The sequence below is a fragment of the Neobacillus sp. PVCKKU3 genome, assembly GCF_058323225.1.
The window spans coordinates 1-25,759 of sequence record NZ_JBLVQN010000001.1 but is presented as its reverse complement, the minus strand read 5'-3'; the positions used below and the strand labels follow the sequence as shown (position 1 = coordinate 25,759).

Sequence of the window (25,759 nt, the reverse complement as noted above, 5' to 3'; positions counted from 1 at the left end):
TCAGCCATCAATCTTTTCCAAAAAGGCAATCACGCTCTTAACCATCTCATCCACCGTATACTCCTCCGGAGAGGCATGAATCGGCAGCCCGTATTCGAGCAGCCTTTTCTCGGTAACTGGTCCGATGCAGGCGATGATACACCCATTCAGATGGTCGGCCAGCCCATACTCCCCAACCACGTCCATCAGGTGGTCCACCGTCGATGGGCTCGTAAAGGTTAAAATGCTCAGCTCCCGCTCGGAAAGCATCTTTGCAAGTTTCTCTCGGCTTTCCTCAGGCATGTAGTTTTCATAAATAATCAGCTCGTCCACCACGGCCCCGGCCTTTCGTAAACCAGTTGCGATGTATTCACGGGCAAGGTTTCCCTTTGGCAGCAAAACCCGGCAGCCACGCTCAACATGAGGCAAAAATTCCTCAACAAACTCTTCAGCCACGTAGACAGAGGGAACAAAATCTACCCGTATGCCTCTTTCCTTAAGTACTTTTTCAGTTTTTTTGCCGATAACCGCAACCCTTGGGAATTCCGCCCCAACACGATCAACAAACGAAAAAAACGTCTCCACCGTGACACTGCTCGTAAATATAATCCAGTCATATGTATCCAGCACCTTTAGGATTTCCTGAAGGCGCTGGTTTTTTTCAATCGGGCGGAAGGCAATCAGCGGAATTTCAATGGGAATCCCACCGTATCTCTCAACAAGCTCAGAAAATGATTTCGCCTGGCCTTCCCCGCGCGGAACAAGTACCTTTTTATTCAATAAAGGCAGGGAGGGGCTCATTGACCCTCCAGCTCCCGCTTTACCCTGTCAATCAGATCCTTCGCTCCTTTTTCAATCAAAAGGTCTGCCGCCTTAATCCCGAGTTCTTCCGGATTTTGCCCGCGTACTTCTTCTTTAAAAATTTCCTGGCCTTCTGGAGAACCTACAAGCACATTTAGGACAATTTCTTCGTTATCCTCGACACGCGCGAAGCCGGCAATCGGCACCTGACAGCCACCCTCCATTTTTTGCAGGAAGGCACGCTCTGCCCGAACTGCTCTTTCAGTTTTCTTACAAGTGAATTTTTCAAACAGTTCATGAAGTTCACGGTCATCTTCACGGCACTCGATAGATAGAGCTCCCTGACCAACCGCAGGAATGCAGATATCAGCATCCAAGAACTCAGTGACGACATCAGACGCCCAGCCAAGGCGGGATAAGCCTGCTGCCGCCAAAATGATGGCGTCGTACTCTTCTTCCTTCAATTTCGCCAATCTAGTATCAACATTGCCGCGGATCCATTTAATCTCTAAATCAGGGCGTTTCGCCAAAAGCTGGGCACTGCGGCGCAGACTGCTTGTTCCGATAATCGCACCTGGTTTTAAATCAGCTAATTTCACATGGTCCCTGGAAATCAGCGCATCGCGATGGTCTTCCCGGAACGGAATACAGCCGATCGTTAGCCCTTCAGGCAATACAGCCGGCATATCCTTCATGCTGTGGACGGCCATATCAATCTCTTTATCAAGCATCGCCTGCTCAATTTCTTTTACAAAAAGACCTTTACCGCCGACCTTGGAAAGGGTAACGTCTAGAATTTTATCACCTTTGGTGACGATTTCCTTGACCTCGAATTCAAAGCGGGGGTCAATTTTTTTCAGCTGGTCAATCACCCAATTGGTTTGTGTTAAAGCTAACTTGCTGCGTCTGGATCCTACGATAATTTTTCTCATGACTGCCTCCTAATTTACGAGTACCATAGATGGAATGATGATAGTTGCCCAAATAAGAAAAAGTTAATTAATACTATTAGAAAAGAACCGGCATTCCATATCGCCAATTTCTTTCCTGAGAGATTTTTCACTGTCCGCAAATATAAATAAATGCTATACGCTGTGAGTAAAATAAAGGAACCAACAATTTTAATGTCATACCAAGGCATTCCCGGAAGCTTCAGAAACGCCCATTGCAAGCCCAAGATTAAGCTTAACAGAAGCATTGGAACGCCGATGATTGCTAATATGTAAGATGATTTTTCAAGTTTGTCTAAATCGGCAAGACGGATCAGTCTTGTACCCCATTTCTTCCTTTTTAATAAATCATATTGAAGAAGGTACAACACTGAAAAAACAAATGATAATGAAAAGGCCCCATATGACAGTATTGCCATTGTAATATGAATTAATAGCAGCTCGGATATCAGCTGTTTAGCCATGACATGGGAATGGTATTGCATAGGTGCAAACGTATGAATCGTCATGACCGTAAAGCCAAGGATATTAGTGAAAAACACAATAAAGTCAACGCGTAATAAATGATTTATAACAATTGACAATGTTATTAATACCCAGGCATAAAAATAGAGCCCCTCAAAGATAGTTAAGACAGGGAACCTTCCTGTTTTCATCATATAGAAAAAAAGAAATACAGTTTGCGAAAGCCATACAAATGCAAGTAACCAGAAGGCAATCCGATTTGCCTTCCGGTTATGATGAATAAAGTCGAAAAAATATAAAAGAACACTGAAGGCATAAAGAACAACCGTAAATTCGTGCAGCCTCGTCATCAAGACATCATACATAGCCGAGGCCCCCATTTAAAAAGAAGCCTGTGCTTCTGCAACCGTTAATTTATTCGTTTCGGCTGTTTTTGAATGGTGTTCCTTTGCCAGCTCTTCGATATTAAAGATTTTCATGAATAAGTCCATTGCCTGTTCGGCATCCGGTCTTGCCGCCAATTCCTTCGCCTGTAAAATTGGATCTTTTAAAAGCTGGTTAATAATGCTCTTTGTATGCTTGTTTAAGACCTTTTTGTCGCGGTCAGATAAATTTGGAAGCTTCCGTTCAATACTTTCCATTGTTTCAGCTTGAATAGCGAGTGCTTTTTCCCGAAGTGCTGAAATAACCGGAATGACACCAAGCATGCCAAGCCACTGTTTGAAATCGACCGCTTCCTTTTCAATCATCAGCATGATTTTTTCAGCTGCTTTCTTCCGCTCTTGAAGATTGGCCTCAACAATTCCCTCTAGGTCGTCAATATCATATAAAAAGACGTTTTCAAGTTCTGCTATTTGCGGGTCCAAGTCACGCGGCACGGCAATATCGACCATAAACAGTGGCTTGCCTTTCCGCTTTTTCTCAACCGCCGCCATCATCTCTTTTGTAATGACAAAATCCTTCGCACCTGTTGAGCTGATTAGAATATCGGCCTCGACAAGCAATTTCTGTAATTCATCGATGGTTCTTGCTTCACCGTCGAAACGTCCGGCAAGATCCTTCGCTTTTTCATAGGTCCGGTTAATAACTGTAACCTTTCTTACACCATTGCCGTGCAGGTTTTGAGCAGCCAATTCGCCCATTTTTCCGGCACCAAATATCAATACATGCTTATTGGCAAGAGAACCAAAAATTTTCTTGGCCAGTTCAACCGCCGCATAGCTGACAGATACAGCGTTAGCACCGATTTCTGTCTCAGAATGCGCACGCTTTGCCAAAGTAATGGCTTGCTTAAACAAATGGTTAAAGACCGAACCTGTTGCCCCGTGCTCTTGGGCATTCATAAAGCTTGTGCGAACCTGTCCAAGGATTTGTGTTTCTCCTAAAACCATGGAATTCAACCCACAGGTTACATTAAATAGATGCTCGACTGCACCATCATCTTCATAAACAAAAAGAAACGAAGAGAACTCCGCCTGTTCCATTCCGAACCAATCAGCTAGAAACTCCTTAATATAGTAACGGCCTGTATGCAATTGATCAACGACCGCGTAGATTTCGGTCCGATTACATGTTGATAAAATAACATTTTCCAGGATGCTTTTCTTTGTGCTTAATTTTTTGACGGCATCCATAACATCAGTTTCATTAAAAGTTAACCGCTCGCGGATTTCAACAGGGGCAGTTTTATAATTTAGACCGATCGCTAGAATATGCATTTGTTTTGGACACCCCCAATATGTTTACAGTAATAACTAGACTGATTATATCATGAACATTTTCCGTCAGAACACGAAAAATGTGAACATAAAACGACACTATATGTTAATATAGAAAAATGAATAAGTTGGTTAAATAGGAATACTTCCTTATGTACAGTATCAAAAAAACAGACTAGTTTCAAGTGAACCTTACTGGAAGTGGTGTTTTTTAATGAAAAGTCAAAGAATTTTTCCTGGAATCATTTTAATCGGTTTTGGTGCTTACTTTTTATTACAGCAAATCGGAATGACTTTGTTCCCTGCATTTTTTACCTGGCCTACGCTTATGATCATTGTCGGGATTGCCTTTTTAGGCCAAGGCTTTTCTGGCAATGAGTCCGAAGCAGTTCTTCCGGGAGTCATTATGACCGGGTTCGGCCTTCACTTTCATCTGGTTGGCCACGTTTCATTCTGGCCGCAAAATACGATTGGCATGTTAATCCTGATCATTTCAATTGGCTTTTTCTTGCGTTTTCAAAAAACAGGATCAGGGTTATTTCAAGCCTTCCTTTTTCTTATTGTTGCTGTATTGCTGCTTTTTTATGATAAGATTGCCGGGTATTTCGGATTATTGCAGAACGGGATGAGTCTAGTTTGGAAATTTTGGCCTGTCCTTCTAATCCTCATTGGTATTTACTTCCTTTTTAAAAAGAAAAAATAACGCCCTGCGGTGATAAACCCGCCGGGCGTTTTATGTTTCTACATATAACTCTCAAGTATGGACCAAGCTTTATCTTTACCCTCACCTGTTTCAGAAGAGAAAATGACAATCTGGTCGTTTTCGTCAAGATCTAATGTTTCGCGGGTAACCTTGGCATGCTTCTGCCATTTCCCCTTTGGAATTTTATCCGCTTTCGTGGCAATGACTATGCATGGGATTTCATAATGCTTTAAAAAATCATACATCATCACATCATCTTCGGTCGGCGGATGTCTTAGGTCGACAATCAGGACAGCGGCCCTTAATTGTTCACGCGTTGTAAAATAGGTTTCAATCATTCTTCCCCATGCGGCCCGCTCTGTTTTTGAAACCTTAGCGTAGCCATAGCCGGGAACATCTACAAAATGCAGGATTTCATTTATCAGATAAAAGTTAAGTGTCTGTGTTTTTCCGGGCTTGGAGGAAATTCTCGCCAGTCCCTTACGATTTAGCATTTTATTAATAAATGAAGACTTTCCAACATTCGAGCGGCCGGCCAGAGCAAACTCTGGCAAATCCGTGTCAGGGTACTGCTCTGGCTTTACCGCACTAATGACGATATCTGAACTTGTTACCTTCATCGTGCTTCTCCTTCACGAAGGGCATGCTTCAATACTTCATCGACATGGGAAACCGGGACAAATTCCAATTCACCGCGGACGCTTTCCGGAATGTCATCAATATCCTTTTCATTATCCTTCGGTAAAATAACTTTTGTCAGCCCAGCGCGGTGAGCACTTAACGTTTTCTCTTTAAGTCCGCCAATCGGGAGGACTCTGCCGCGGAGGGTGATTTCACCTGTCATCCCCACTTCACGTCGGATTGGTCTGCCGGTCAGCGCCGATACCAAAGCCGTAGCGATGGTGATTCCCGCAGATGGACCGTCTTTTGGAACGGCTCCTTCCGGTACGTGAATATGAATATCGTGTTTCTCGTGAAAGTCTTCTTCGATGCCAAGTTCCTTTGCTTTAGAGCGTACATAACTAAATGCAGCCTGTGCAGATTCCTTCATGACATCTCCAAGCTTACCAGTCAGAACAAGCTTGCCTTTACCAGGTGCAAGCGAAACTTCGATTTGCAAGGTGTCCCCGCCAACAGTTGTGTAAGCAAGTCCGGTCGCTACTCCTACCTGGTCTTCTGCTTCAGCCTGGCCGTAACGGAACCTTGGTTTTCCTAAAAATTCTTCCACATTTTTATCCGTAATGACAACTCGTTTCTTATCTCCAGAAACAATAATTTTCGCTGTTTTCCGGCAGATGGTGGCCATCTGGCGTTCCAGGCTTCTAACTCCTGCTTCGCGAGTGTAGTAACGGACGACCTTTAAAATCGCATCGTCACGAACCTGCAGGGTACTCTTGGAAAGTCCATTTTCCTTAATTTGCTTTGGCAGCAAATGGTCCCTTGTAATATGAACCTTTTCCAATTCCGTATAGCCCGCAATGGTAATAATTTCCATCCGGTCTAACAGTGGTCCTGGGATGGTGCTAAGGTTATTGGCGGTAGCAATAAACATGACCTTCGATAAATCGTAGGTTTCTTCTATATAATGATCGCTGAAATTATGGTTTTGCTCCGGGTCCAATACCTCTAAAAGTGCAGCAGATGGATCGCCGCGGAAATCACTAGACATTTTATCAATTTCATCGAGCAAGAAAACCGGGTTAATCGTTCCTGCTTTTTTCATTCCCTGAATAATCCGTCCAGGCATCGCGCCAACGTACGTTCTGCGATGGCCGCGAATCTCGGATTCATCACGGACGCCTCCAAGCGAGACACGGACAAAATTCCGATTAAGTGAGGTCGCAATCGATTTGGCAAGGCTTGTTTTCCCTACTCCCGGAGGTCCAGCTAGACAAAGAATCGGCCCTTTCAAGGAATTGGTCAATTTCTGAACAGCCAAATATTCGAGTACTCGCTCCTTTACCTTTTCAAGCCCGTAATGTTCTTCATTTAGAATCTTTTCTGCTCGACGAATATCAATATCGTCTTCCGTCTTTTTCGACCATGGCAGGGAAATCAGCCACTCAATATAATTGCGGATGACCGCACTTTCCGCGGAGCTTGTCGGCACTTTTTCATAACGATCCAGTTCCTTCATGGCCGCATTATAAACGTGCTCCGGCATTCCCGCTTCTTCGATTTTCTTGGTGAGGTCGGCGATTTCGCCAGTCTTGCCTTCTTTATCCCCTAATTCCTTCTGGATTGCCTTCATCTGTTCGCGCAAATAGTATTCCTTTTGCGTTCTTTCCATTGACCGCTTAACCCGCTGGCCGATTTTCTTTTCAAGATTGAGGACTTCTTTTTCGTTAAAAATTCGGTCAATCACCCGGTTCATTCTTTGCTTTATCTCGATTGTCTCAAGGATTTCTTGTTTCTCCTTCAGCTTGATCGGCAAATGGGAAGCGATAATGTCCGCCATTCTTCCGGGTTCTTCAATATCGGCAACAGTAGCAAATGTCTCCGCCGAGATTTTTTTCGATAATTTTATGTATTGTTCAAAATATTCCAACATGGTTCTCATTAGAGCCTGGTCTTCAACATCTTTAGTGTCAGAATCTTCATAGGTTACAACACTGACAGCATAATGATCGTCCTCATCGTGAAATGTTACGATTTCTGCCCTGCTTAACCCTTCCACCAAAACGCGAATCGTACCGTTTGGAAGCTTTAACATTTGCTTCACTTTGGTTAATGTTCCAAATCGGTAAAGATCCTCCTCGGCAGGCTCATCAATGGAAACATCCTTTTGGGTTGTTAAAAAAATGATATGGTCATCAACCATCGCTTTTTCGAGTGCCTGAACCGATTTATCACGGCCCACATCTAAATGAAGAACCATGGTCGGATATACGAGCAATCCCCGAAGCGGCAGGAGGGGGACGATCAATTCTTTCTTTTTCGCCAAAATACAGCACCTCCACATGCAAAAACATGAATTTATACTGCTAATGCAGAATAAGTCTTTGTACAATTCTATCTTATTTGAATTAACGTGTCTATTTTTATAGACAGCGCTTTTTTCAATATACGTTAGTTTCTCCCTAACCAAAAAAATTACTTCAATATAAGCTATGAAAAAGTAATTTACAGCATACGAAATAAAAACTTCGGTTTGCTTTTAAGGACAAACCGAAGTGGGAAATTTAGATCGATTCTTTTTTTGTTAACTCAATAGAAGCCGGCACGGCATGATTTTTCTTAAATTCGTTCACAAACGCAATCTCAAAAACTTCGTGCAGATGGGTAACAGGCACAATTCGGATTCCGTCTATTTCGTTTAATATCGTTTGAATATTTTCCTGTGGAATAATGACCGTTTTCGCCCCTGCTTTTTTCGCCGCTTTTATCTTTGGATAGACTCCTCCGATTGGCTTAACGTTTCCATGGATGCTGATTTCACCTGTCATCGCAACCGTGTTGTCAATTGGAATATTATAAATAGCGGAGTAAATCCCTGTCGCCATTGCGATACCCGCGGACGGACCATCAATCGGCACACCCCCAGGGAAATTGACATGAATATCATAATCATTCGCCGGAACACCCATCGACCGGAGAACGGTGATGACATTTTCAATCGAACCGCGCGCCATACTTTTACGGCGGATTGATTTCCCTTGTCCGCCAATGCTTTCTTCCTCGACAATTCCGGTAATGTTAATGGATCCTTTCTCCTTTGCCGGAATAACGGTCACTTCAATTTCGAGAAGTGCTCCTGAATTCGGTCCATACACAGCCAAGCCGTTAACCAGCCCAACCTGTGCAGCATCATTAATCATCCGTTCCATGCGCGGTGTCATTTGACTGGAATGAATTACCCATTCAATATCTTCGTCCTTAATATATTGCCGATCTTCGGTTATGGCCAGCCCCGCCGCAATCTGAATCATGTTGACGGTTTCCCGGCCATTTCTGGCATATGTAGAAAGAGTATGGACACCGGTATCATTAATTTCCATATTAACCTTTTCCGCAGCCTTTCGTGCTACTTTCACAATTTCCTCTTGGTTTAAATCGCGAAAGAACACTTCCATGCAGCGCGACCGGATGGCGGGCGGAATTTCACTTGGTGTCCGCGTTGTCGCCCCGATTAAGCGGAAATCGGCGGGAAGTCCATTTTTAAAAATATCATGAATATGGGTAGGTATTTGTGTATTTTCCTCGTGATAATAAGCACTTTCCAAATATACCTTGCGATCCTCGAGTACCTTGAGCAGCTTATTCATCTGAATCGGGTGCAGTTCGCCAATTTCATCAATAAAGAGGACACCGCCATGAGCATTAGTGACTGCCCCTTGTTTTGGCTGCGGAATCCCCGCTTGACCCATTGCACCAGCTCCCTGATAAATTGGGTCATGAACGGATCCGATTAGCGGGTCAGCAATTCCTCTTTCGTCAAATCGGGCCGTTGTGGCATCTAATTCTATAAAAACGGAATCTTTTTTAAATGGTGACTTTGCATTCTTTTTGGCTTCTTCGAGAACGAGCCTTGCTGCCGCCGTTTTACCGACACCGGGCGGTCCGTAGATGATCACATGCTGTGGATTCGGTCCACAAAGGGCCGCTTTTAAAGATTTAATGCCATCCTCTTGACCGACAATATCCTGAAAGCTTGTCGGACGCACTTTTTCAGAAAGCGGTTCGGTTAATGAAATAGATCTCATTTTGCGAAGCTGCTCCATTTCCTTCCGGGACTCCCGGTCAATTGACACCTTCTGCGTGCGCTGATTCTTGAGCAAATTCCAAAAATAAAGACCAATGATGATTCCAAAAAACAATTGTATAAATAAGGCGATCCCCGTCCAACTCATTTCGTTTCCCTCCAGTATCTAATTAACTCCTGTAGATATTAATAAGTATTTCCTGCAGGCTGGCGGAATAAACCATGAATTGAAAAAACTGAAGGGGGAGGAAAAAATGAAGATGTGAGTAAAATCCAGTTACCCGCGAGTAAATCGGGGGTATGCGAGAGTATTCTGTTCTTATCCGAGAGTATTTCGAACGTATCCGAGAGTAAATTCATGAACCGAGAGTAATCCGCGATTATCCGAGAGTATTTCATCGTTATGAGAGAGTATTATGCTCTTATCCGAGAGTATTTCGCATATAGCGACAGTTGGAGTACGTTGTCCGCCAGTTGGAACGGTTTATCCGACAGTTACGAGCACCTATACGCCAGTTAGAACGGTTTATCCGACAGTAACACTAACCCCCAATAAAAAGAACCCGAACCAATAAGTCCGGGTCCTCACCTATTATGCAGATTTCTCTTCTTTAACAACCGTACCATCTTCAAGGATCAGCTTTGGAACGCTGTTGTCCGCGACTGTATCCTTCGTGATGATACATTTGGTAATATCATCGCGGGAAGGAAGGTCGAACATAACATCAAGCATGATGCCTTCAATGATGGAACGTAAGCCGCGGGCACCGGTTTTACGCTCAATCGCCTTTTTCGCGATTTCCTGCAGTGCTCCTTCTTCAAACTCAAGCTCGACATCATCGATTTCAAGCATTTTTTGATATTGCTTTACAAGAGCATTCTTTGGTTTCGTTAAAATTTCAATTAACGCTCCTTCGTCAAGCTGCTCTAGGCTAGCAATAACCGGCAGACGGCCGATGAATTCAGGAATCAAGCCGAAGCGTAAAAGGTCTTCAGGAAGAACCTTGGAAAGCAATTCTTTTGAACTGATTTCCTGCTGTTGTTTCGGATCAGCACCAAAGCCGATAACCTTTTGTCCTAAACGACGCTTGATGATTGGCTCGATGCCATCAAAGGCTCCGCCGCAGATAAATAAGATGTTTGTTGTATCAATTTGGATAAATTCCTGATGCGGATGCTTTCTTCCGCCTTGTGGGGGAACGCTCGCAACCGTTCCTTCAAGAATTTTCAATAATGCCTGCTGAACGCCTTCACCGGAAACGTCACGGGTAATCGAAGGATTTTCAGATTTACGGGCAATTTTATCAATTTCATCAATATAAATAATCCCTTTTTCTGCCTTCTCTACATCGTAATCAGCAGCTTGGATTAATTTTAATAAGATGTTTTCAACGTCTTCACCAACGTAGCCGGCCTCTGTAAGCGATGTAGCATCTGCAATCGCAAACGGCACATTTAGGATACGCGCCAATGTCTGCGCCAACAATGTTTTACCGCTACCAGTCGGTCCAATCATACAAATATTACTTTTTGAAAGCTCGACATCATCGATTTTGCTGTTGGAATTGATCCGCTTGTAATGGTTATAAACAGCCACCGATAATGCTTTCTTTGCTTTATCCTGTCCGATTACATATTCATCAAGGATTTCGCAAATTTCCTTTGGCTTAGGAACATCTTTAAATTCTACTTCTTCCTCTGTTCCAAGCTCTTCCTCCACAATCTCTGTGCAGAGTTCAATACATTCGTCACATATATAGACTCCAGGTCCGGCAACAAGCTTGCGGACTTGATCCTGTGTTTTTCCACAGAATGAACACTTCAGTTGTCCTTTTTCATCATTAAATTTAAACAACCCTTTCACCCCTTAAGACGACTTATTTCTTTATTTAAAGCTCGCGAAAATTCCAAACAAATCCGATTTTTTCTACAATTCATTAGGTATGTATTTTGCATTGTAACACATTTAGCGGGCGGACTGGAACTAAAAAGCTTTTCTCAAAATATGTTTTTTATTTGTCTGGAATTCGCTTAAAATGAAATATGTACCTCAAACAGCTTAACCATAATTTTTAAAAATCAATCTTGGATTTAATTAATTCGCCGGCAAAAATTTTATTCCTGCCACCCGTTTATAAAAAAGGTTACCCTGTCCTTATTATAATATGTAATTGAAAAAATGTATAAAACAAGGCACGATAAAAATCGTGCCTTGGAACTATTTACGTATTACTTCTTGTTTTCAACAAGAAAGTCGATTGCTTTTTTGTATTTAAGTTCTTCTTTGATGCCTTCTGTTCCGCCAAGAGCTTTTTTGATGTTGTCAACAGGCATGTTGTACATTCCTGCCATTTTTTCAAGCTCAGCATTTACATCTTCTTCAGACACTTCTAGGTTTTCAGCCTTAGCAATGGCTTCTAAAGTTAATCTTACACGAACATTTTTCTCAGCATCAGCCTTCATTTGTTCGCGAAGAGCTTCTTCGTCTTGACCAGAGAATTGATAGTAAAGCTGAAGGTTCATGCCTTGCATTTGCAGACGTTGTTCAAAATCTTGAAGAAGACGATTTACTTCGTTGTCAATCATCACTTCAGGAAGTTCAACTTGAGCATTTTCAGCAGCTTTTTCCACTAGTGTATCTTGTAGGTTGTGTTCCGCTTCATGCTTTTTGCTGTCTTCTAAACGAGTTTTGATTTTTTCTTTTAATGCATCTAAAGTTTCAACTTCATCGTCTACGTCTTTAGCAAACTCGTCATCTAATGCAGGAAGTTCTTTACCTTTTATTTCGTGAACAGTTGTTTTGAACACAGCTGGTTTACCTGCAAGCTCTGCTGCATGATATTCTTCAGGGAAAGTTACTTCTACATCTTTAGATTCGCCGGCAGCAACGCCCACAAGTTGTTCTTCAAAGCCAGGAATGAAAGAGCCTGAACCTAGTTCAAGAGAGTAGTTTTCACCTTTGCCGCCTTCGAATGCTTCGCCATCAACAAAGCCTTCAAAGTCGATTACAACTGTGTCGCCAAGTACAGCAGTTCCTTCTTCTTTCACAACAAGCTCAGCATGACGATTTTGAAGAGCTTCTAGTTCTTTTTGAACATCTTCTTCTGAAACAGTGGTGTCAAGCTCTTCTACTTCAAGGCCTTTGTATTCGCCTAAAGTTACTTCAGGTTTTACTTGAACAGTTGCCTTGAAAGTAAAGTCTTTGTCTTTGCCCATTTGCTCAAGGTCAAAATCAACATTTTCAGGCTGAGCAATTGGCTCGATTCCAGTTTCATCGATAGCAGTCATGTATGCATCTGGAAAAATAAAATCTAATGCATCTTGGTATAGAGCTTCTACACCAAAGCGCTTTTCAAACATTCCACGAGGCATTTTCCCTTTACGGAAGCCTGGAACATTGATTTGTTTTACTACTTTTTTGAAAGCCGCGTCTAAACCTTCGTTTACTTTATCGGCACTTACTTCAATTGTAAGGACACCGCGGTTTCCTTCTAACTTTTCCCATTTTGCAGTCATTCTTTTCCCTCCAACATCTATTACTCATTTCATTCGTAACGAATTTAAATTCGGAATATGTCTTGTCCACGAAGCCATTTTCCACTTTTTTTGCTGTAAAATAGTTTTTTACACAATGCAACCCTTACATTATAACACAGGATTTGTTTCTTTCAACAGCGAAGGTTATAGATTAGGATAAGAAATTTTCTCAATTTCTTCTATTTCCTGTATAGCAAGGGTGATTTCAACTGACGATACGTCATAGTCTTTAGATAATTCATTTATTTCCGAGTTTATCCCCATATATTCCTGCGCCAAATATTGAAAGCCAGCAGCCCAGGCAGCCGGGTTCTCTGGCTCTAGTTCGAATGGGTAGCTGATAAAGAAAATGCGCTCTACCATTTCACTGATGCTGGCAAAGAGAACGGGATTGCTGCTTTCAAGCCGATTCTCAATCAGTTCTTTGATAGAGGTCATTTTCGGCTGATGTCTTACATCTGCTATTCCTATCGGATTTATGGTTATTTCTTCCGAAAATTTAACCATTTTTATGTTTTTGTCGACTTCCTGCTCTTTTAAAAGAGTTAATAGGATTGTTTTTAAAAAGGGATGGCCTATTTCCGCTTTTAAGTAGTCTTCTATTTCGGGGACATAAGGCCTGATGTTTTTATCTGAAAGTCTTGAAATGGCCAGCATTTGCTCGTTTAGGCTAGTTAAGGATAATAGATTTAATGAATCCGGACCGGTATCCTCCTCAGGATCTTCACTACTCAGATCAAGGCTTTTGTTCTCTGCCATTTTTCGGCTGAATTGGAGAAGGGTTAAGAAATGCTCCAGTCTTTCCGGCGGAATCTCTTTTTCCTCCAAGAGAGCCTCAATAGTTGAGACGATTTCCTGATATTCATGAAGCTGAATAAGCACTGTTACGTATAAATCCACCAATTGAAAATAGTCACCGATTCCCTTATGAAGCAATTCCTTTGCAAGGACCTTTGCCTTTTGAAAATTCCCTGCCTCAAAATAGGCAAGGACCAGGCCGATTAAAACATCATCGTTATCCTGATCCAGTTCTTTCGCCTCTTCGAGAAGCCTGATGGCTTCAGTATATTTTTTATTGTGCAGGCTTTCTAAGCCTTTGTCCGTTAATCTTTTTTCCATTCCGGGGAAAAAAATCACGTTATCTATTTTTTTCACTTTTTCCCGCTTTTTCATAAGAATCCGTCCTTGTAGGTTATCATTGGAAAATAGTGTAACATAATTAAAGCATAAAAAAAACTCACCTGATGAGGTGAGTATATATTTTGGTATGTAGTAGTGGCGTCCCAGGAGAGATTCGAACTCCCGACCGCACGCTTAGAAGGCGTGTGCTCTATCCAGCTGAGCTACTGGGACATAATCAGTAATCAAAGACAAGATTTATTATATTACCTTAGTATTTTATTGTCAACAGATTATAAATTTTTTCTGAGAAATAATTGGGGGGCGCTCCCCCCATTATTAATTAACCTTGAATTCACGAGCTAATCTCGGTATGTCCTTGCCGTTTAATTCATAAACAGTCATCCTGATGGAATTTTCCTGCAAGTCAAGGATCACGTATGTTTTTTCAACACGCTGGCGTGGGAGGCGGATGCTGCCTGGGTTCAAGTACAGGGTACCGTCGATCACCTCTGCCCCCAGGATATGCGAATGCCCAAAACAGACAATATCAGCACCAGATTCTTGGGCTTTGTAGGTTAATTTCATCAACGAAGTTTTGACCGAATATCGATGGCCATGGGTAATGAAAATCTTTTTTCCAGAGAGGTCCGTTACCAGCTCCAGTGGGAATCCGCCAAAATCACAATTTCCGCCAACCGTAAAATACCCCATTAAGGACTTGTGGTCCGGGTCCAACTGGGAATCACCGCAATGGATCATTAAATCGACATCGGCCATGTGCCTTTCCCTGATTACCTCAAGCTCTTTCGTCATACCGTGGCTGTCGCTGACGACCAATACCTTGCTCATTTGCCTTCAGCGCTTTCCAGCTTCGAATCTAGCACCGAATCCAATTTCCTTAACGCATTCGCCCGATGGCTGATTTTATTTTTTTCCTCAGCAGATAGCTCTGCCATTGCCACTCCCTTTTCCGGAGCAAAGAAAACCGGGTCATAGCCGAAGCCGTTGGTACCCCTTGGCTCTTCCAATATCCGGCCTTCACAGGTACCTGACACCGTAAAGGTCTCTTGACCAGGAATGGCAACTGCTAAAGCACAATAGAAGCGGGCTGTTCTCTGCTCCTCAGGAACACCCTCTAGCTCCGCAAGTACCTTATTAGTGTTATTCAAGTCATTTTTCGGTTCCCCAGCATAGCGGGCCGAATAGATGCCCGGACGGCCTTCAAGCGCGTCAACGATTAGTCCGGAATCATCACCAATTACCATTTTCCCAAGTGCCTTCGAAATGGTTTCCGCCTTTAATGTGGCATTTTCCTCAAAGGTTGTCCCGGTTTCTTCTACCTCCGGAAGCTCCGGAAAGTCCAGCAACGTCCGCACGGTAATTCCTCTGCTTGCAAAAATATGCTCAAACTCCCTGGCTTTTCCAGGATTTTTGGTGGCAATGATAACTTCATTCATATGAATCCCCTCTATTTCTTTCTGCGATTTTCAATCTTTTGCATGATTTCCTCGCCAAGGGCAGCCTTTTGCTGTTCAAACAGCTCCATGAGCCCCTCTTGAGCAGCACCAAGCAACCCTTGGAGATCATTGTAGGAAAATGTCGCTTCCTCACCCGTTCCCTGCAGCTCAACAAATTCGCCGCTGCCTGTCATGACAACATTCATATCGACCTGTGCCTTGGAATCCTCTATGTAATTTAAATCTAACACTACTTGGCCGCCCTCTAAAATTCCGACACTCGTTGCAGCTAAATAATCAGTAATCGGAAACTTCGATAATGATTTTTTCCCAGAAAACGACTGTAAGGCAAGAGACAAAGCCACAAAAGCCCCCGTTATCGAAGCTGTTCTTGTTCCGCCGTCTGCCTGAATGACATCACAGTCAATCCAAACAGTTCGCTCGCCCAGCGCTTCAAGATCCACTACAGCTCTTAAGGCACGGCCGATTAATCGCTGGATTTCCATTGTCCGGCCGGTAACCTTGCCTTTCGAGGACTCCCGAATATTCCTTGTTTCCGTTGCCCTAGGAAGCATTGCATATTCCGCGGTAATCCAGCCTTTCCCTTGCCCTCTCATAAACGGCGGAACTTTTTCCTCAATGCTGGCGGTACAAATCACCTTTGTATTGCCGACTGAAATAAGGACCGAGCCTTCCGGATGCATTAAATAATTGGTTTCAATATGTACGGGTCTTAATTGCAATGGCTCTCTTCCGTCTGCACGCGCCATATCCCAAACTCCTCCTCCATGGTATCTGTAAGGGACTCTCTCCCCTTACAAAAACACTAAATACAAAATAGAAAGAGGCGGCAGTCAGCCAACCTCTTTGATTGTCATTATATAGTATAACAAAAATTTTTTTTTAAAAACTACCTGTATTGACTTTTTCTGGGCGGGTAACCGGTGCAGAAAGCTTCTTACCCTTGTCATTCTTCAATTCCGCTTTACCGTCAACTAAAACAGCTACCTTTTGCACGCCCTTCTGTTCAGTCAAGGAAAGCACAAGTGTATCCAGCAAGTTTTGCGATATCACTTTCTCTTCAAAGCTGCCGTATATATTTTTGTTAAAGTTTAAGGTGACAGTTCCGTCCTTATATTTCGGGGCTTCATTCAGTTTAACGTCAGTCATAAATTCGGAAACAAGGTTCGACTTTTCACTTGGGCCCTTGATTAATTCATTGACTGCCGCTGTGATTGGATCCTTCTCACTTGCTTTCACCCTGCGGGTAACTGGCACATAATAGTAGGAGCCTTCTTCACCGCCAATAAAGTATACAGTAATTGGCTTCGTATTCGTGATATCCGCTACATCCTTTGTATCTAAGTTGATGCCTGTTGCCCTGGAAAGCTTTTCGCTGATTGGCGTTCCTTTTACAGGCATTTCCGTTAATTCATGGCCGTTCATTTTCAACTTAACAGAATTGACACCAGCAAACTGCGTCAGGGTCCAGGTGACTGACTGAAGGATTTTCAATTCATCCTCAGGCTGATAGTTTTTGAATTCCTTTGAAAAATCAACAACTGCAACCCCATCTTTAATATTAACCGATGGTTTTGTATCCTCAGGCAGAACGGCTCTAAAATCATTCGGCAGCATATCCGTTACAGGTCCGTTCACCACTAAGTAATCCAGCGCCTGTTTAGCGACTGATTTGGTTTTTGGAAGATTTAATGTTTGCGGGACAACATAACCATTCTTGTCAATGAGATATAGTTCCGTTTTCAACACATTCTCTGCATTTTCCTTCTTTACGGCCGCTGTTTCCTTATTGGTGTTTTTCTCACTCGTTGTCGTCACCGTTTTTGGCGGATCAATTTTCTTTTGTGTTTCACTGCCAAATAGGCCGCAGCCGGATAGCACAACCGTGGAAGTGAGCACAGCCAGGCCAAGAATTTTTGCTTTATTTTTGAACATATTTTTCCCCCCTAAGACTGTTTGTACTATCATGTATACGAGCCTATGAAAAAATTAGACCGCTTCGAAAAGAAAAATAGGACAAATTTATTAAATTTTTTTAAATGAAAACTCGCCGATTGGCGAGTACGTTAGGACGAAGACAGAGGCGTAGTTGAATTTATACTTTCTTATTAGCTCAAAAAAAATAGAGCCCTCTAGAGACTCTATTTTACAATTTTATTTTTTTTACGTTTTCAATAGGGGTGCCTAGCCATTGCGACGCTATTTTTGAAAAAATCCAAGTGGAACCAGTCGTATAGAATTCATGCTCCGGTTCCTGTTCGTCTGATTCAAGGAGTCCTTTATATTGAAGAATGGCGCTAATCTCCCTGGCCGTTTCATCACCTGAGCTAATGACACTAACCTTTTCACCCATGAATTTTTTAATCAACGGTTCGAGCAGTGGATAATGGGTGCACCCCAAAATAAGCGTATCCAGGTTTTGATTCAATAAAGGCTGCAGCGCTTCATCCACAATTTTCGCAGCAATCGGCCCATCGTATTCACCGCTTTCCACTAGCGGCACAAACTTGGGGCAGGATTGACTTTTGACAAAAAGACGGCTGTTAAGTGATTTTAATGCCTTTTCGTAGGCACCGCTTTTAACAGTTCCATCTGTCCCAATAATTCCGACACGATAGTTTTTTGTCCGTTTTATTGCCGCTCTTGCTCCTGGGTTAATGACCCCTAGCACAGGAATCGATAATTCCCTGCGGATATCGTCGAGCGCAGCTGCTGTTGCCGTATTGCAGGCAATTACCAGCATTTTTATATTTTTTTCTAATAAAAAGTGGGTCAATTCCCATGTAAATCTTTTTACTTCTTTCGTCGATCTTGGGCCGTAGGGACAGCGCGCGGTATCACCCAAATAGATGATTTTCTCGTTTGGCAGCTGCCTCATGACCTCTTTAGCAACGGTCAGGCCGCCGACACCAGAATCTATAACACCAATTGCTTGCTTCAAACTTTTCGCCTCATTTTACTGTTAGCAACTTCTTTATATTCGAACGCATCATATCAACTGCGTTCCTAAACGAACCTCTGGCCCGCCAATCCGTCTACTGGACTTACTTCATTTCCTGATGCAGTTTTATTAAGTTGTTTTGCAAGAGTTGAATTTCTTCCTTATTGAAGTTTTTTAAGACTTCTTCAAGATAGACTTGACGCTTTTTAATCACTTCATCAATGATTCTCTTGCCTTCTTCGAGAAGATGGATTCTCACAACACGGCGATCGTTTGTATCTTTCACCCGCTCTACCAAAAGATTTCTCTCCATACGGTCGACCAGATCAGTGGTAGTACTGCAGGCTAAATACATTTTAGTAGAGAGCTCGCCAATTGTCATATCTCCGTCTTCGAAGAGCCATTGCAAGGCAACGAATTGAGGAGGAGTAATTTTATAATTACTCAACATCTCTCTTCCCTTTTGCTTAATTATGCCTGATATATACCGCAGTTCTTTTTCGATATTTGCGACAACGTCCCCAGTCACTTTTTGGGAATTTTCGAGTTTCATTTGTTCTACACTCCTAAAATAGCTTCTCCTCATGACATGACCAAATAAAAAATACTTTTCAAGCTTGTACTTATTGTCTACTTTTTTCAGGAAAATTTCAAGCCGGAACTGTCTTGTCAGCTTTTCAAAAAAAACTGGCAAGATGAAGGTGCTTCATCCTGCCAGTTGGATTATTCGATCTCTTCCAGCTTTCCAAAGGAGCCAAAAAATTCGTAATGGATCCGTTCTTCTGGAACTCCCCATTGTTTTAAAGCTTTATTAACCACTTTCATGAAAGGCTCCGGTCCGCAGAAATAAAAATCGGCATCCTTGGTTGGTAAACTTTGCTGCAGCCAATCCAGGCTGAAAAATCCTTCTTTATCGTAATTTTTCTTTTCTTTATCATCTTCTGATGGTTTTTCATAAATAACGAAGGAGTGGACATTTTTATGTCCTGATGCCAGGTCATTTACATGGGCTCTGAAGGCATGCAGTTGGCTGTTTATGGCAGCATGGATATAATAAATTTCCCGATTTGGCCTTTCGTTTACGGTTGTGTTTAACATGGCCATCATCGGAGTAAGACCAACCCCGCCGCTAATTAATACTAATGGAAGACTCGTATCCAAATCTAAATAAAAATCACCGGCAGGTGCGGTAATCGGAATCGTATCTCCCTCTTTTACATGAGTGTGCAAATAGGTGGAAACAATCCCAGCAGGAATGTTATCCCCTTTTGGGTCTTCCCGTTTTACACTGATTCGGTAATAATTCTGACCGGGACGATCTGATAAACTATACTGGCGTAAATGGGTGTATTGTTCACCGGGAATCTCCAGTTTTACGGTAATGTATTGACCAGGAATATAGCTGGCAATTTCCTTACCGTCTTGCGGCTTTAAGTAAAACGACGTGATGACGTCGCTTTCTTTCACCTTTTTTTCCACAACAAAATTCCGGTAGCCGGCCCAGCCGCCAGGCATTGTCTCCGCCGTTTTATACATTTTATTTTCCATTCTAATAAACACATCTGCGATGACCCCATATGCATCCGCCCATGCATCGATAATTTCTGGTGTTGCCGCATCGCCTAACACTTCTTTGATGGCTCCCAGCAGATTCTCACCAACTATCGGATAGTGCTCCGGCTTAATTTGCAGGCTTCGATGTTTTTCACCAATTCGCTCGAGAACGGGCATAATTTGGCTGAAATCTTCAATATTTGCCGCTGCCCCGTAAACAGCATCTGCGAGTGCTTTAGGCTGGTGACCTGTTATTTGATGCGTTTGATTGAAAATATTGAGAAGCTCCGGATGCTGCTTAAACATACGCTTATAAAAATGCTTGGTTATTTGTTCACCATGATCCTTCACAATCGGAAGTGTGGCTTTTATGATTTCAAGCTTATTCGGATTAAGAGTTTTGACCGTCTTTACGACCTCTTGCCAAGAATTTTTTTCTTTAATTTGCGTAATAGACATAATTGTATTTCTTACCTCCTTTAGCCTTACAACTAAAGTATCTCCTGCTCTGAAGATGATAAAGGAGGAAAGTATTGTTATGTCATTACAAAAAAAATGTCCATTTAAATGTATGAACCGGCCTCCCATAAGGATGCCGGTCATGTTTAAAGTTCTAGCTCTCCCATACGAAGGAGTTCTACAACTGCCTGTGATCGCCCCTTCACACCAAGCTTTTGCATGGCATTCGAAATATGATTCCGAACTGTTTTTTCGCTGATAAATAATTCACTAGCGATTTCTTTTGTTGTTTTGTCCTGTACTAACAGTTCGAATACTTCTCTTTCTCGTTTGGTGAGTAATGGCTTGTGAGTATATTCATTCTCCTTCAAGTATTGTAACCCTCCTTGCCTTCGCCAGTTATGCACCGGGGGTGGGTATATATTTAGTCACCATATCTTATGTGCACTGGTCAGGGGGAGTGACTATATTTACTCGTTAGATATGAATTTTATGAAAAAACTTTCTAAAAAAAAAAGACAAGAGCCCTTCTTTTATGAGCTCTTTAGCTTTGCATATATAATATATCGTTTTGGGGCGTTTCCGACGTAACGGAAGGGGTAGCATGTTGTTAGAATTAATTCTTCTTCATTGTGATGCAAGGTGATAATACTGGTATCGTCTGACTTCACGATTTTCGTATGGGTTATTTCGTAATTGAAGTTACCATAGGGCATTTGCATATTTAAGGAGTCGCCGACTTTCAGTTCACCTAAGTGGCGAAAAACGGTATCGCGATGTCCCGATAATACAATTTGTCCTTTGTCGCCGGGAAAATACGATCCTTTATAGTGGCCTACTCCTCTTTCTAAATCATCCGGATTTGTCCCTTCCACGATTGCCAGTTCCGCTTTTATCTTCGGTATGGCCAATAGACCGACTGTATCCCCCATATCCAGTGGTTTGCTTTCACCCTGTTTCTGTACTGGTTGATTATTGCTTGAAGCCTTTTTGGGCTGCTCACGCACTATGTTTTTTGCTTCCTGAAGGGAGGCTTTTGTTTGCATTTTTGTGTCTACAATCTGCCATAATCCGATACCTAAAACTATGAGCCCAGCCAATATAATAAGAATTGGAATCTTAGTTTTCACCATAAATACCTGCCTTTTCAAAAAGCTCATATTGTTAGTTCAAGTATAACAAACGGGCAGGGAAACGACTATAATTTCCAGACAAGAAAAAACCTCCCTTTCATTGTAAAAAGGAGGTTTTTAACATTATTAGTCGCGGTCGGAGCCGAAGAAGTTTCTAAATGCTTGGAATGTTGTTTCACGGTTCAATGCTGCGATTGAGGTAGTCAATGGAATACCTTTAGGACAGGATTGAACACAGTTTTGTGAGTTACCGCATCCTTCAAGACCGCCTTCACCCATGATGGTTTCAAGCCGCTCAGCCTTATTCATCGCACCTGTTGGATGGGCATTGAAAAGACGAACCTGTGATAATGGCTGCGGTCCGAAAAATTTTGATTTACTGTTAACATTCGGACATGCCTCTAGGCAGACACCACATGTCATACACTTGGAAAGCTCGTAAGCCCATTGGCGTTTATTCTCAGGCATACGAGGTCCTGGTCCTAGATCATAGGTTCCGTCAATTGGAATCCACGCTTTCACTCTCTTTAATGCATCAAACATTCTGCTGCGATCAACCTGAAGGTCGCGCACAACAGGGAATGTCCGCATTGGAGCTAAGCGGATCGGCTGCTCCAATTGATCGACTAACGCCGAACACGATTGGCGCGGCTTTCCGTTTATAATCATAGAACATGCACCACAAACCTCTTCAAGACAGTTCATATCCCAAGTAATTGGGCTGGTAGCTTGTCCTTTTGCATTAACAGGGTTTCTCCGAACTTCCATTAACGCCGAGATAACGTTCATCCCCGGGCGGTATGGAACCTCAAATTCTTCCTCATAAGGGGCAGAATTTTCATTATCCTGACGTTGAATAATAAATTTTACAGTCTTAGTTTCAGCCATTTTATCTTCTCCCCTTTCCTTTTAGTGTTTTGTTGTATAGTCGCGCTCCCGCGGCTTAAGCAAGGAAATATCTACATCTTCATAATGGAACGCTGGGGCAGATGTTGCATCGACGAATTTAGCCATCGTTGTTTTTAAGAACTCCTCATCGTTACGTTTAGGGAATTCAGGCTTGTAATGGGCGCCGCGGCTTTCATTACGGTTGTATGCACCAAGCGTAATAACGCGTGCCAATTGAAGCATGTTTTGCAGCTGTCTTGTAAATGCTGCCCCTTGGTTGCTCCATTTAGAAGTATCATTAATGTTAATCTTTTGATAACGCTCTAACAGTTCTTGGATCTTTTCATCTGTTTTTAACAGCTTGTCATTGTATCGAACAACTGTCACGTTATCAGTCATCCATTCGCCAAGTTCCTTATGAAGAACATAAGCATTTTCATTACCGTTTAGTGACATAATGTTGTTCCATTTTTCTTCCTGCTCTTTGACATGACGATCAAATACAGTAGAAGAAACAGCATCAGAGCTCTTTTCAAGACCTTCAATATACTTAACCACATTTGGTCCAGCAACCATACCACCAAATACAGCGGAAAGAAGTGAGTTTGCTCCAAGACGGTTCGCACCATGCTGGGAATAATCACATTCTCCGGCAGCAAATAAACCAGGAATACTAGTCATTTGGTCATAATCAACCCAAAGTCCGCCCATTGAATAGTGAACGGCAGGGAAAATTTTCATTGGAACTTTACGCGGGTCATCACCAACGAATTTTTCGTAAATCTCAATGATACCGCCAAGTTTAACATCCAATTCATGAGGATCCTTATGAGAAAGGTCAAGGAATACCATGTTTTCACCGTTAACACCCAATTTTTGATTCACGCAGACATCAAAAATTTCACGTGTTGCGATATCACGTGGTACCAGGTTTCCGTATGCAGGATATTTTTCCTCTAGGAAGTACCAAGGCTTTCCGTCTTTATATGTCCAAACACGGCCGCCTTCACCACGTGCAGATTCACTCATTAAGCGAAGTTTATCGTCACCAGGGATGGCAGTTGGGTGAATCTGAATCATTTCACCGTTTGCATAATATGCACCCTGCTGATAAACAATCGATGCTGCAGAACCAGTGTTAATTACTGAGTTTGTAGATTTACCAAAAATAATACCAGGTCCGCCAGTTGCCATAATTACGGCATCTGCAACGAAGGATTTGATTTCCATTGTTTTTAAGTCTTGGGCAACGATTCCACGGCAAACGCCTTCCTCGTCAACGACTGCACCTAAAAACTCCCAGCCTTCATATTTAGTAACAAGCCCTGCTACCTCGTGGCGGCGAACCTGCTCATCCAATGCATATAAAAGCTGCTGACCAGTTGTTGCACCTGCAAATGCAGTTCTGTGATGTTGAGTTCCCCCGAAACGGCGGAAGTCTAATAAGCCTTCTGGAGTACGGTTAAACATAACACCCATCCGGTCAAATAAATTGATAATACCAGGCGCGGCATCACACATTGCCTTAACCGGAGGCTGGTTTGCCAAGAAATCTCCGCCGTAAATCGTATCATCGAAGTGAATCCATGGGGAATCCCCTTCACCTTTAGTATTTACTGCTCCATTAATACCGCCTTGGGCACAAACAGAGTGAGAGCGTTTAACAGGAACAAGAGAAAATAATTCTACAGGAGTTCCGTGTTCTGCAACTTTAATAGTTGCCATCAAGCCGGCCAATCCGCCACCGACAATGATCACCTTACCTTTACTCATCGTGACTCACTCCCTTAATCCAAATCCAATATTTTTCCAATCAAGAAATCATTAATTTATTAAACAAAAGCTAATAGAGTTTGAACGGCTACGATAGATAGCAGTACAAAAACTACCATCGTAAAATATGTAGCAACAGTTTGTGACCGTGGGGATTGCGTAATACCCCAGCTTACCATGAAAGACCATAATCCGTTCGCAAAGTGGAAAATAGCTGAAATAATACCAATTACATAAAATGCAAACATGACTGGTGAAGAAAGAATATCATGCATCATTTGGAAGTTAACCTCAGCACCAAATGCAGCGGCAATACGTGTTTCCCACACATGCCATGCGATAAAAATAAGAGTGATTACCCCTGATACACGCTGAAGCAGGAACATCCAGTTTCTAAAGAAACCAAATCTTGAAACATTGTTTTTTGCTGTAAATGCAATGTACAGACCATAGATTGCATGGAACAGCAAAGGTAAATAAATTACTACTGTTTCAAGGACAATACGGAACGGAAGTGTCCCCATGAAATTTGCTGCCTTGTTGAAGGATTCCACTCCTTCTGTTGCAAAGTGGTTGACAATCAGGTGCTGAACAATGAATACCCCGATTGGGATAACCCCAAGCAACGAGTGCAGTCTCCGATTGAAAAATTCGCGATTCCCCGCCATTGATTTACCCCCTTTTAAATTTTAAAAAATGATGTTAAGTTTTAACTTCCTTCATTAATATAACCTAGCATCACTGTGACAATTATGTGACATGTCCATTTTACTCCCAACATCATAGAGCGTCAAGGAAACGGATACATAAAAAAGTGTTGAAAACTAAAATTTTTAAAATATATTGATATTATGATAGATATGAATTTCAGCATGTTATCGTTTTGTAAGCGCTTTATTTTTACTTGTAATTACCAACATCTTACGGGAAAATTTTTTTCCTATATCGGAAACGATAATTATGATAAGAAATAAGAACAAATATTGTAAAATAATAAATTTCTTTGCGACTTCTTTACATTATTAGAAAACTGTACTGAAACACAACTCTATTTGTATATAATAGAATGATAGAAAGAGGGGAAGTAAATGAAAGAAAGTGCAGTAATGGACCAAGATCTACAAACGCCTGAACCAAGGACAGTCTCTATATTTGGCTATGAATTAATTAGAGAAGTTCTTCTCCCTGAGATTTTCGGCAAGGACACTCCTGAAATTCTTTACTGGGCAGGGAAACGTCTCGCTCGAAAATATCCTTTGGAAAGCTACGAAAGCCTGATAGATTTTTTTGCAAAAGCTTCATGGGGTGAGTTAGAAATTAAGAAGGAAGCAAAAAATGAGCTGGAATTCGAGTTGGCAAGTCCAATGATTGTATCGCGTGTTAAATCAAAAGCGGAAAACTTCTTTCAACTTGAAGCCGGCTTCCTTGCTCAGCAAATCGAAGTCCAAAAAGGGGCCATCGCGGAAGCCTTCGAACACCCGGTCAAAAAATCAAACAAAGTTTGCTTCACCGTCAAATGGGATAAAGACTAAAAGAAAGGGGGGCAAAGCCCCCCT

General features: G+C 42.2%; 25 protein-coding genes and 1 tRNA gene. 3 read left to right on the top strand and 23 right to left on the bottom strand.

Going from position 1 to position 25,759, the window contains the following annotated elements:
* From ACNQGS_RS00130 to hemA, 4 genes are read right to left on the bottom strand one after another with little or no spacing between them, the layout of a single operon-like run.
* Complete coding sequence (locus ACNQGS_RS00130) at positions 1-759, bottom strand: uroporphyrinogen-III synthase (protein WP_491485591.1); 759 nt, start codon at positions 757-759, stop codon at positions 1-3.
* 17 nt (positions 760-776) lie between these two features.
* The gene (gene hemC, locus ACNQGS_RS00125; RefSeq protein WP_491485590.1) at positions 777-1,712 is read right to left on the bottom strand and encodes a hydroxymethylbilane synthase; all 936 of its coding nucleotides are present in this window, start codon (positions 1,710-1,712) and stop codon (positions 777-779) included.
* A 14-nt stretch (positions 1,713-1,726) separates the two neighbouring features.
* Complete coding sequence (locus tag ACNQGS_RS00120) at positions 1,727-2,560, bottom strand: cytochrome c biogenesis protein (RefSeq protein ID WP_491485589.1); 834 nt, start codon at positions 2,558-2,560, stop codon at positions 1,727-1,729.
* A 15-nt stretch (positions 2,561-2,575) separates the two neighbouring features.
* Positions 2,576-3,913 (bottom strand): glutamyl-tRNA reductase, encoded by a 1,338-nt coding sequence (gene hemA / locus ACNQGS_RS00115; protein ID WP_464491194.1) that lies wholly within the window; start codon positions 3,911-3,913, stop codon positions 2,576-2,578.
* Positions 3,914-4,127: 214 nt separating this feature from the next.
* On the opposite strand from hemA, the gene ACNQGS_RS00110 reads away from it, so the two are divergent.
* Positions 4,128-4,616, top strand: a complete 489-nt coding sequence (locus ACNQGS_RS00110) for a LiaF transmembrane domain-containing protein (RefSeq protein ID WP_423799243.1) — start codon at positions 4,128-4,130, stop codon at positions 4,614-4,616.
* A 38-nt stretch (positions 4,617-4,654) separates the two neighbouring features.
* On the opposite strand, the gene yihA is transcribed toward ACNQGS_RS00110, so the two are convergent.
* From yihA to lonB, 3 genes are all read right to left on the bottom strand, one after another.
* Positions 4,655-5,236, bottom strand: coding sequence for a ribosome biogenesis GTP-binding protein YihA/YsxC (gene yihA, locus ACNQGS_RS00105; protein WP_423799244.1), 582 nt, complete (start codon positions 5,234-5,236; stop codon positions 4,655-4,657).
* Complete coding sequence (gene lon, locus ACNQGS_RS00100; RefSeq protein ID WP_213144678.1) at positions 5,233-7,560, bottom strand: endopeptidase La; 2,328 nt, start codon at positions 7,558-7,560, stop codon at positions 5,233-5,235. Before lon ends, yihA begins: the two co-directional genes overlap by 4 nt.
* 238 nt (positions 7,561-7,798) lie before the next feature.
* On the bottom strand, positions 7,799-9,466 hold the full coding sequence (gene lonB / locus ACNQGS_RS00095) for an ATP-dependent protease LonB (RefSeq protein ID WP_423799245.1): 1,668 nt from the start codon (positions 9,464-9,466) through the stop codon (positions 7,799-7,801).
* A gap of 268 nt (positions 9,467-9,734) precedes the next feature.
* Between lonB and ACNQGS_RS00090 the strand changes: the two genes are divergently transcribed.
* On the top strand, positions 9,735-9,893 hold the full coding sequence (locus ACNQGS_RS00090; RefSeq protein WP_491485588.1) for a hypothetical protein: 159 nt from the start codon (positions 9,735-9,737) through the stop codon (positions 9,891-9,893).
* Between the two features lie 17 nt (positions 9,894-9,910).
* Here the strand turns inward: ACNQGS_RS00090 and clpX are convergent, their stop codons facing one another.
* The 16 genes from clpX to ACNQGS_RS00010 all read right to left on the bottom strand — a co-directional run bounded on the left by clpX (position 9,911) and on the right by ACNQGS_RS00010 (position 24,871).
* The gene (clpX, locus tag ACNQGS_RS00085) at positions 9,911-11,173 is read right to left on the bottom strand and encodes an ATP-dependent protease ATP-binding subunit ClpX (RefSeq protein WP_213144676.1); all 1,263 of its coding nucleotides are present in this window, start codon (positions 11,171-11,173) and stop codon (positions 9,911-9,913) included.
* Between the two features lie 374 nt (positions 11,174-11,547).
* A complete protein-coding gene (tig, locus tag ACNQGS_RS00080; protein ID WP_491485587.1) occupies positions 11,548-12,834 on the bottom strand; it encodes a trigger factor in 1,287 nt (428 codons plus the stop codon).
* Between the two features lie 165 nt (positions 12,835-12,999).
* On the bottom strand, positions 13,000-14,028 hold the full coding sequence (locus tag ACNQGS_RS00075; RefSeq protein WP_491485586.1) for a tetratricopeptide repeat protein: 1,029 nt from the start codon (positions 14,026-14,028) through the stop codon (positions 13,000-13,002).
* A 103-nt stretch (positions 14,029-14,131) separates the two neighbouring features.
* A tRNA-Arg gene (locus tag ACNQGS_RS00070) sits at positions 14,132-14,208 on the bottom strand.
* Between the two features lie 105 nt (positions 14,209-14,313).
* Positions 14,314-14,826: a metallophosphoesterase family protein gene (locus tag ACNQGS_RS00065; protein WP_491485585.1), complete on the bottom strand. Its 513-nt coding sequence runs from the start codon at positions 14,824-14,826 to the stop codon at positions 14,314-14,316.
* Positions 14,823-15,434, bottom strand: a complete 612-nt coding sequence (locus ACNQGS_RS00060) for an XTP/dITP diphosphatase (RefSeq protein WP_491485584.1) — start codon at positions 15,432-15,434, stop codon at positions 14,823-14,825. Before ACNQGS_RS00060 ends, ACNQGS_RS00065 begins: the two co-directional genes overlap by 4 nt.
* 11 nt (positions 15,435-15,445) lie before the next feature.
* Positions 15,446-16,204: a ribonuclease PH gene (rph, locus tag ACNQGS_RS00055; RefSeq protein WP_491485583.1), complete on the bottom strand. Its 759-nt coding sequence runs from the start codon at positions 16,202-16,204 to the stop codon at positions 15,446-15,448.
* Between the two features lie 133 nt (positions 16,205-16,337).
* Positions 16,338-17,390, bottom strand: a complete 1,053-nt coding sequence (locus ACNQGS_RS00050; protein ID WP_491485582.1) for a GerMN domain-containing protein — start codon at positions 17,388-17,390, stop codon at positions 16,338-16,340.
* Positions 17,391-17,601: 211 nt separating this feature from the next.
* Positions 17,602-18,396 carry a glutamate racemase gene (gene racE, locus ACNQGS_RS00045; RefSeq protein WP_491485581.1) on the bottom strand — a complete coding sequence of 265 codons (795 nt, stop codon included), beginning with the start codon at positions 18,394-18,396 and terminating at the stop codon, positions 17,602-17,604.
* A 103-nt stretch (positions 18,397-18,499) separates the two neighbouring features.
* A complete protein-coding gene (locus ACNQGS_RS00040; RefSeq protein ID WP_491485806.1) occupies positions 18,500-18,949 on the bottom strand; it encodes a MarR family winged helix-turn-helix transcriptional regulator in 450 nt (149 codons plus the stop codon).
* Between the two features lie 170 nt (positions 18,950-19,119).
* A complete protein-coding gene (gene hmpA, locus ACNQGS_RS00035; protein WP_491485580.1) occupies positions 19,120-20,409 on the bottom strand; it encodes an NO-inducible flavohemoprotein in 1,290 nt (429 codons plus the stop codon).
* 146 nt (positions 20,410-20,555) lie between these two features.
* Positions 20,556-20,780 carry a spore germination transcription factor GerE gene (gene gerE, locus ACNQGS_RS00030; protein ID WP_019154738.1) on the bottom strand — a complete coding sequence of 75 codons (225 nt, stop codon included), beginning with the start codon at positions 20,778-20,780 and terminating at the stop codon, positions 20,556-20,558.
* 162 nt (positions 20,781-20,942) lie between these two features.
* Positions 20,943-21,539 carry a class D sortase gene (locus tag ACNQGS_RS00025; RefSeq protein ID WP_491485579.1) on the bottom strand — a complete coding sequence of 199 codons (597 nt, stop codon included), beginning with the start codon at positions 21,537-21,539 and terminating at the stop codon, positions 20,943-20,945.
* Positions 21,540-21,668: 129 nt separating this feature from the next.
* Positions 21,669-22,430, bottom strand: coding sequence for a succinate dehydrogenase iron-sulfur subunit (gene sdhB, locus ACNQGS_RS00020; RefSeq protein ID WP_213144666.1), 762 nt, complete (start codon positions 22,428-22,430; stop codon positions 21,669-21,671).
* A gap of 21 nt (positions 22,431-22,451) precedes the next feature.
* Positions 22,452-24,203: a succinate dehydrogenase flavoprotein subunit gene (gene sdhA, locus ACNQGS_RS00015; RefSeq protein WP_491485578.1), complete on the bottom strand. Its 1,752-nt coding sequence runs from the start codon at positions 24,201-24,203 to the stop codon at positions 22,452-22,454.
* 59 nt (positions 24,204-24,262) lie between these two features.
* Entirely contained in the window at positions 24,263-24,871 is a 609-nt protein-coding gene (locus ACNQGS_RS00010; RefSeq protein ID WP_491485577.1) for a succinate dehydrogenase cytochrome b558 subunit, read from the bottom strand.
* A 420-nt stretch (positions 24,872-25,291) separates the two neighbouring features.
* Between ACNQGS_RS00010 and ACNQGS_RS00005 the strand changes: the two genes are divergently transcribed.
* Positions 25,292-25,735 (top strand): YslB family protein, encoded by a 444-nt coding sequence (locus tag ACNQGS_RS00005; protein ID WP_491485576.1) that lies wholly within the window; start codon positions 25,292-25,294, stop codon positions 25,733-25,735.
* Positions 25,736-25,759 lie beyond the last annotated feature (24 nt).

Bases quoted from the DNA above. Each gene is read 5' to 3' on its own strand.
- sdhB (WP_213144666.1), bottom strand. From the start codon at position 22,430: ATGGCTGAAACTAAGACTGTAAAATTTATTATTCAACGTCAGGATAAT.
- ACNQGS_RS00065 (WP_491485585.1), bottom strand. From the start codon at position 14,826: ATGAGCAAGGTATTGGTCGTCAGCGACAGCCACGGTATGACGAAAGAG.
- ACNQGS_RS00075 (WP_491485586.1), bottom strand. From the start codon at position 14,028: ATGAAAAAGCGGGAAAAAGTGAAAAAAATAGATAACGTGATTTTTTTC.
- ACNQGS_RS00050 (WP_491485582.1), bottom strand. From the start codon at position 17,390: ATGTTCAAAAATAAAGCAAAAATTCTTGGCCTGGCTGTGCTCACTTCC.
- ACNQGS_RS00060 (WP_491485584.1), bottom strand. From the start codon at position 15,434: ATGAATGAAGTTATCATTGCCACCAAAAATCCTGGAAAAGCCAGGGAG.
- tig (WP_491485587.1), bottom strand. From the start codon at position 12,834: ATGACTGCAAAATGGGAAAAGTTAGAAGGAAACCGCGGTGTCCTTACA.
- ACNQGS_RS00040 (WP_491485806.1), bottom strand. From the start codon at position 18,949: ATGAAACTCGAAAATTCCCAAAAAGTGACTGGGGACGTTGTCGCAAAT.
- hemA (WP_464491194.1), bottom strand. From the start codon at position 3,913: ATGCATATTCTAGCGATCGGTCTAAATTATAAAACTGCCCCTGTTGAA.
- ACNQGS_RS00090 (WP_491485588.1), top strand. From the start codon at position 9,735: ATGCTCTTATCCGAGAGTATTTCGCATATAGCGACAGTTGGAGTACGT.
- ACNQGS_RS00010 (WP_491485577.1), bottom strand. From the start codon at position 24,871: ATGGCGGGGAATCGCGAATTTTTCAATCGGAGACTGCACTCGTTGCTT.
- ACNQGS_RS00005 (WP_491485576.1), top strand. From the start codon at position 25,292: ATGAAAGAAAGTGCAGTAATGGACCAAGATCTACAAACGCCTGAACCA.
- ACNQGS_RS00120 (WP_491485589.1), bottom strand. From the start codon at position 2,560: ATGTATGATGTCTTGATGACGAGGCTGCACGAATTTACGGTTGTTCTT.
- hemC (WP_491485590.1), bottom strand. From the start codon at position 1,712: ATGAGAAAAATTATCGTAGGATCCAGACGCAGCAAGTTAGCTTTAACA.
- sdhA (WP_491485578.1), bottom strand. From the start codon at position 24,203: ATGAGTAAAGGTAAGGTGATCATTGTCGGTGGCGGATTGGCCGGCTTG.
- lonB (WP_423799245.1), bottom strand. From the start codon at position 9,466: ATGAGTTGGACGGGGATCGCCTTATTTATACAATTGTTTTTTGGAATC.
- yihA (WP_423799244.1), bottom strand. From the start codon at position 5,236: ATGAAGGTAACAAGTTCAGATATCGTCATTAGTGCGGTAAAGCCAGAG.
- rph (WP_491485583.1), bottom strand. From the start codon at position 16,204: ATGGCGCGTGCAGACGGAAGAGAGCCATTGCAATTAAGACCCGTACAT.
- ACNQGS_RS00110 (WP_423799243.1), top strand. From the start codon at position 4,128: ATGAAAAGTCAAAGAATTTTTCCTGGAATCATTTTAATCGGTTTTGGT.
- hmpA (WP_491485580.1), bottom strand. From the start codon at position 20,409: ATGTCTATTACGCAAATTAAAGAAAAAAATTCTTGGCAAGAGGTCGTA.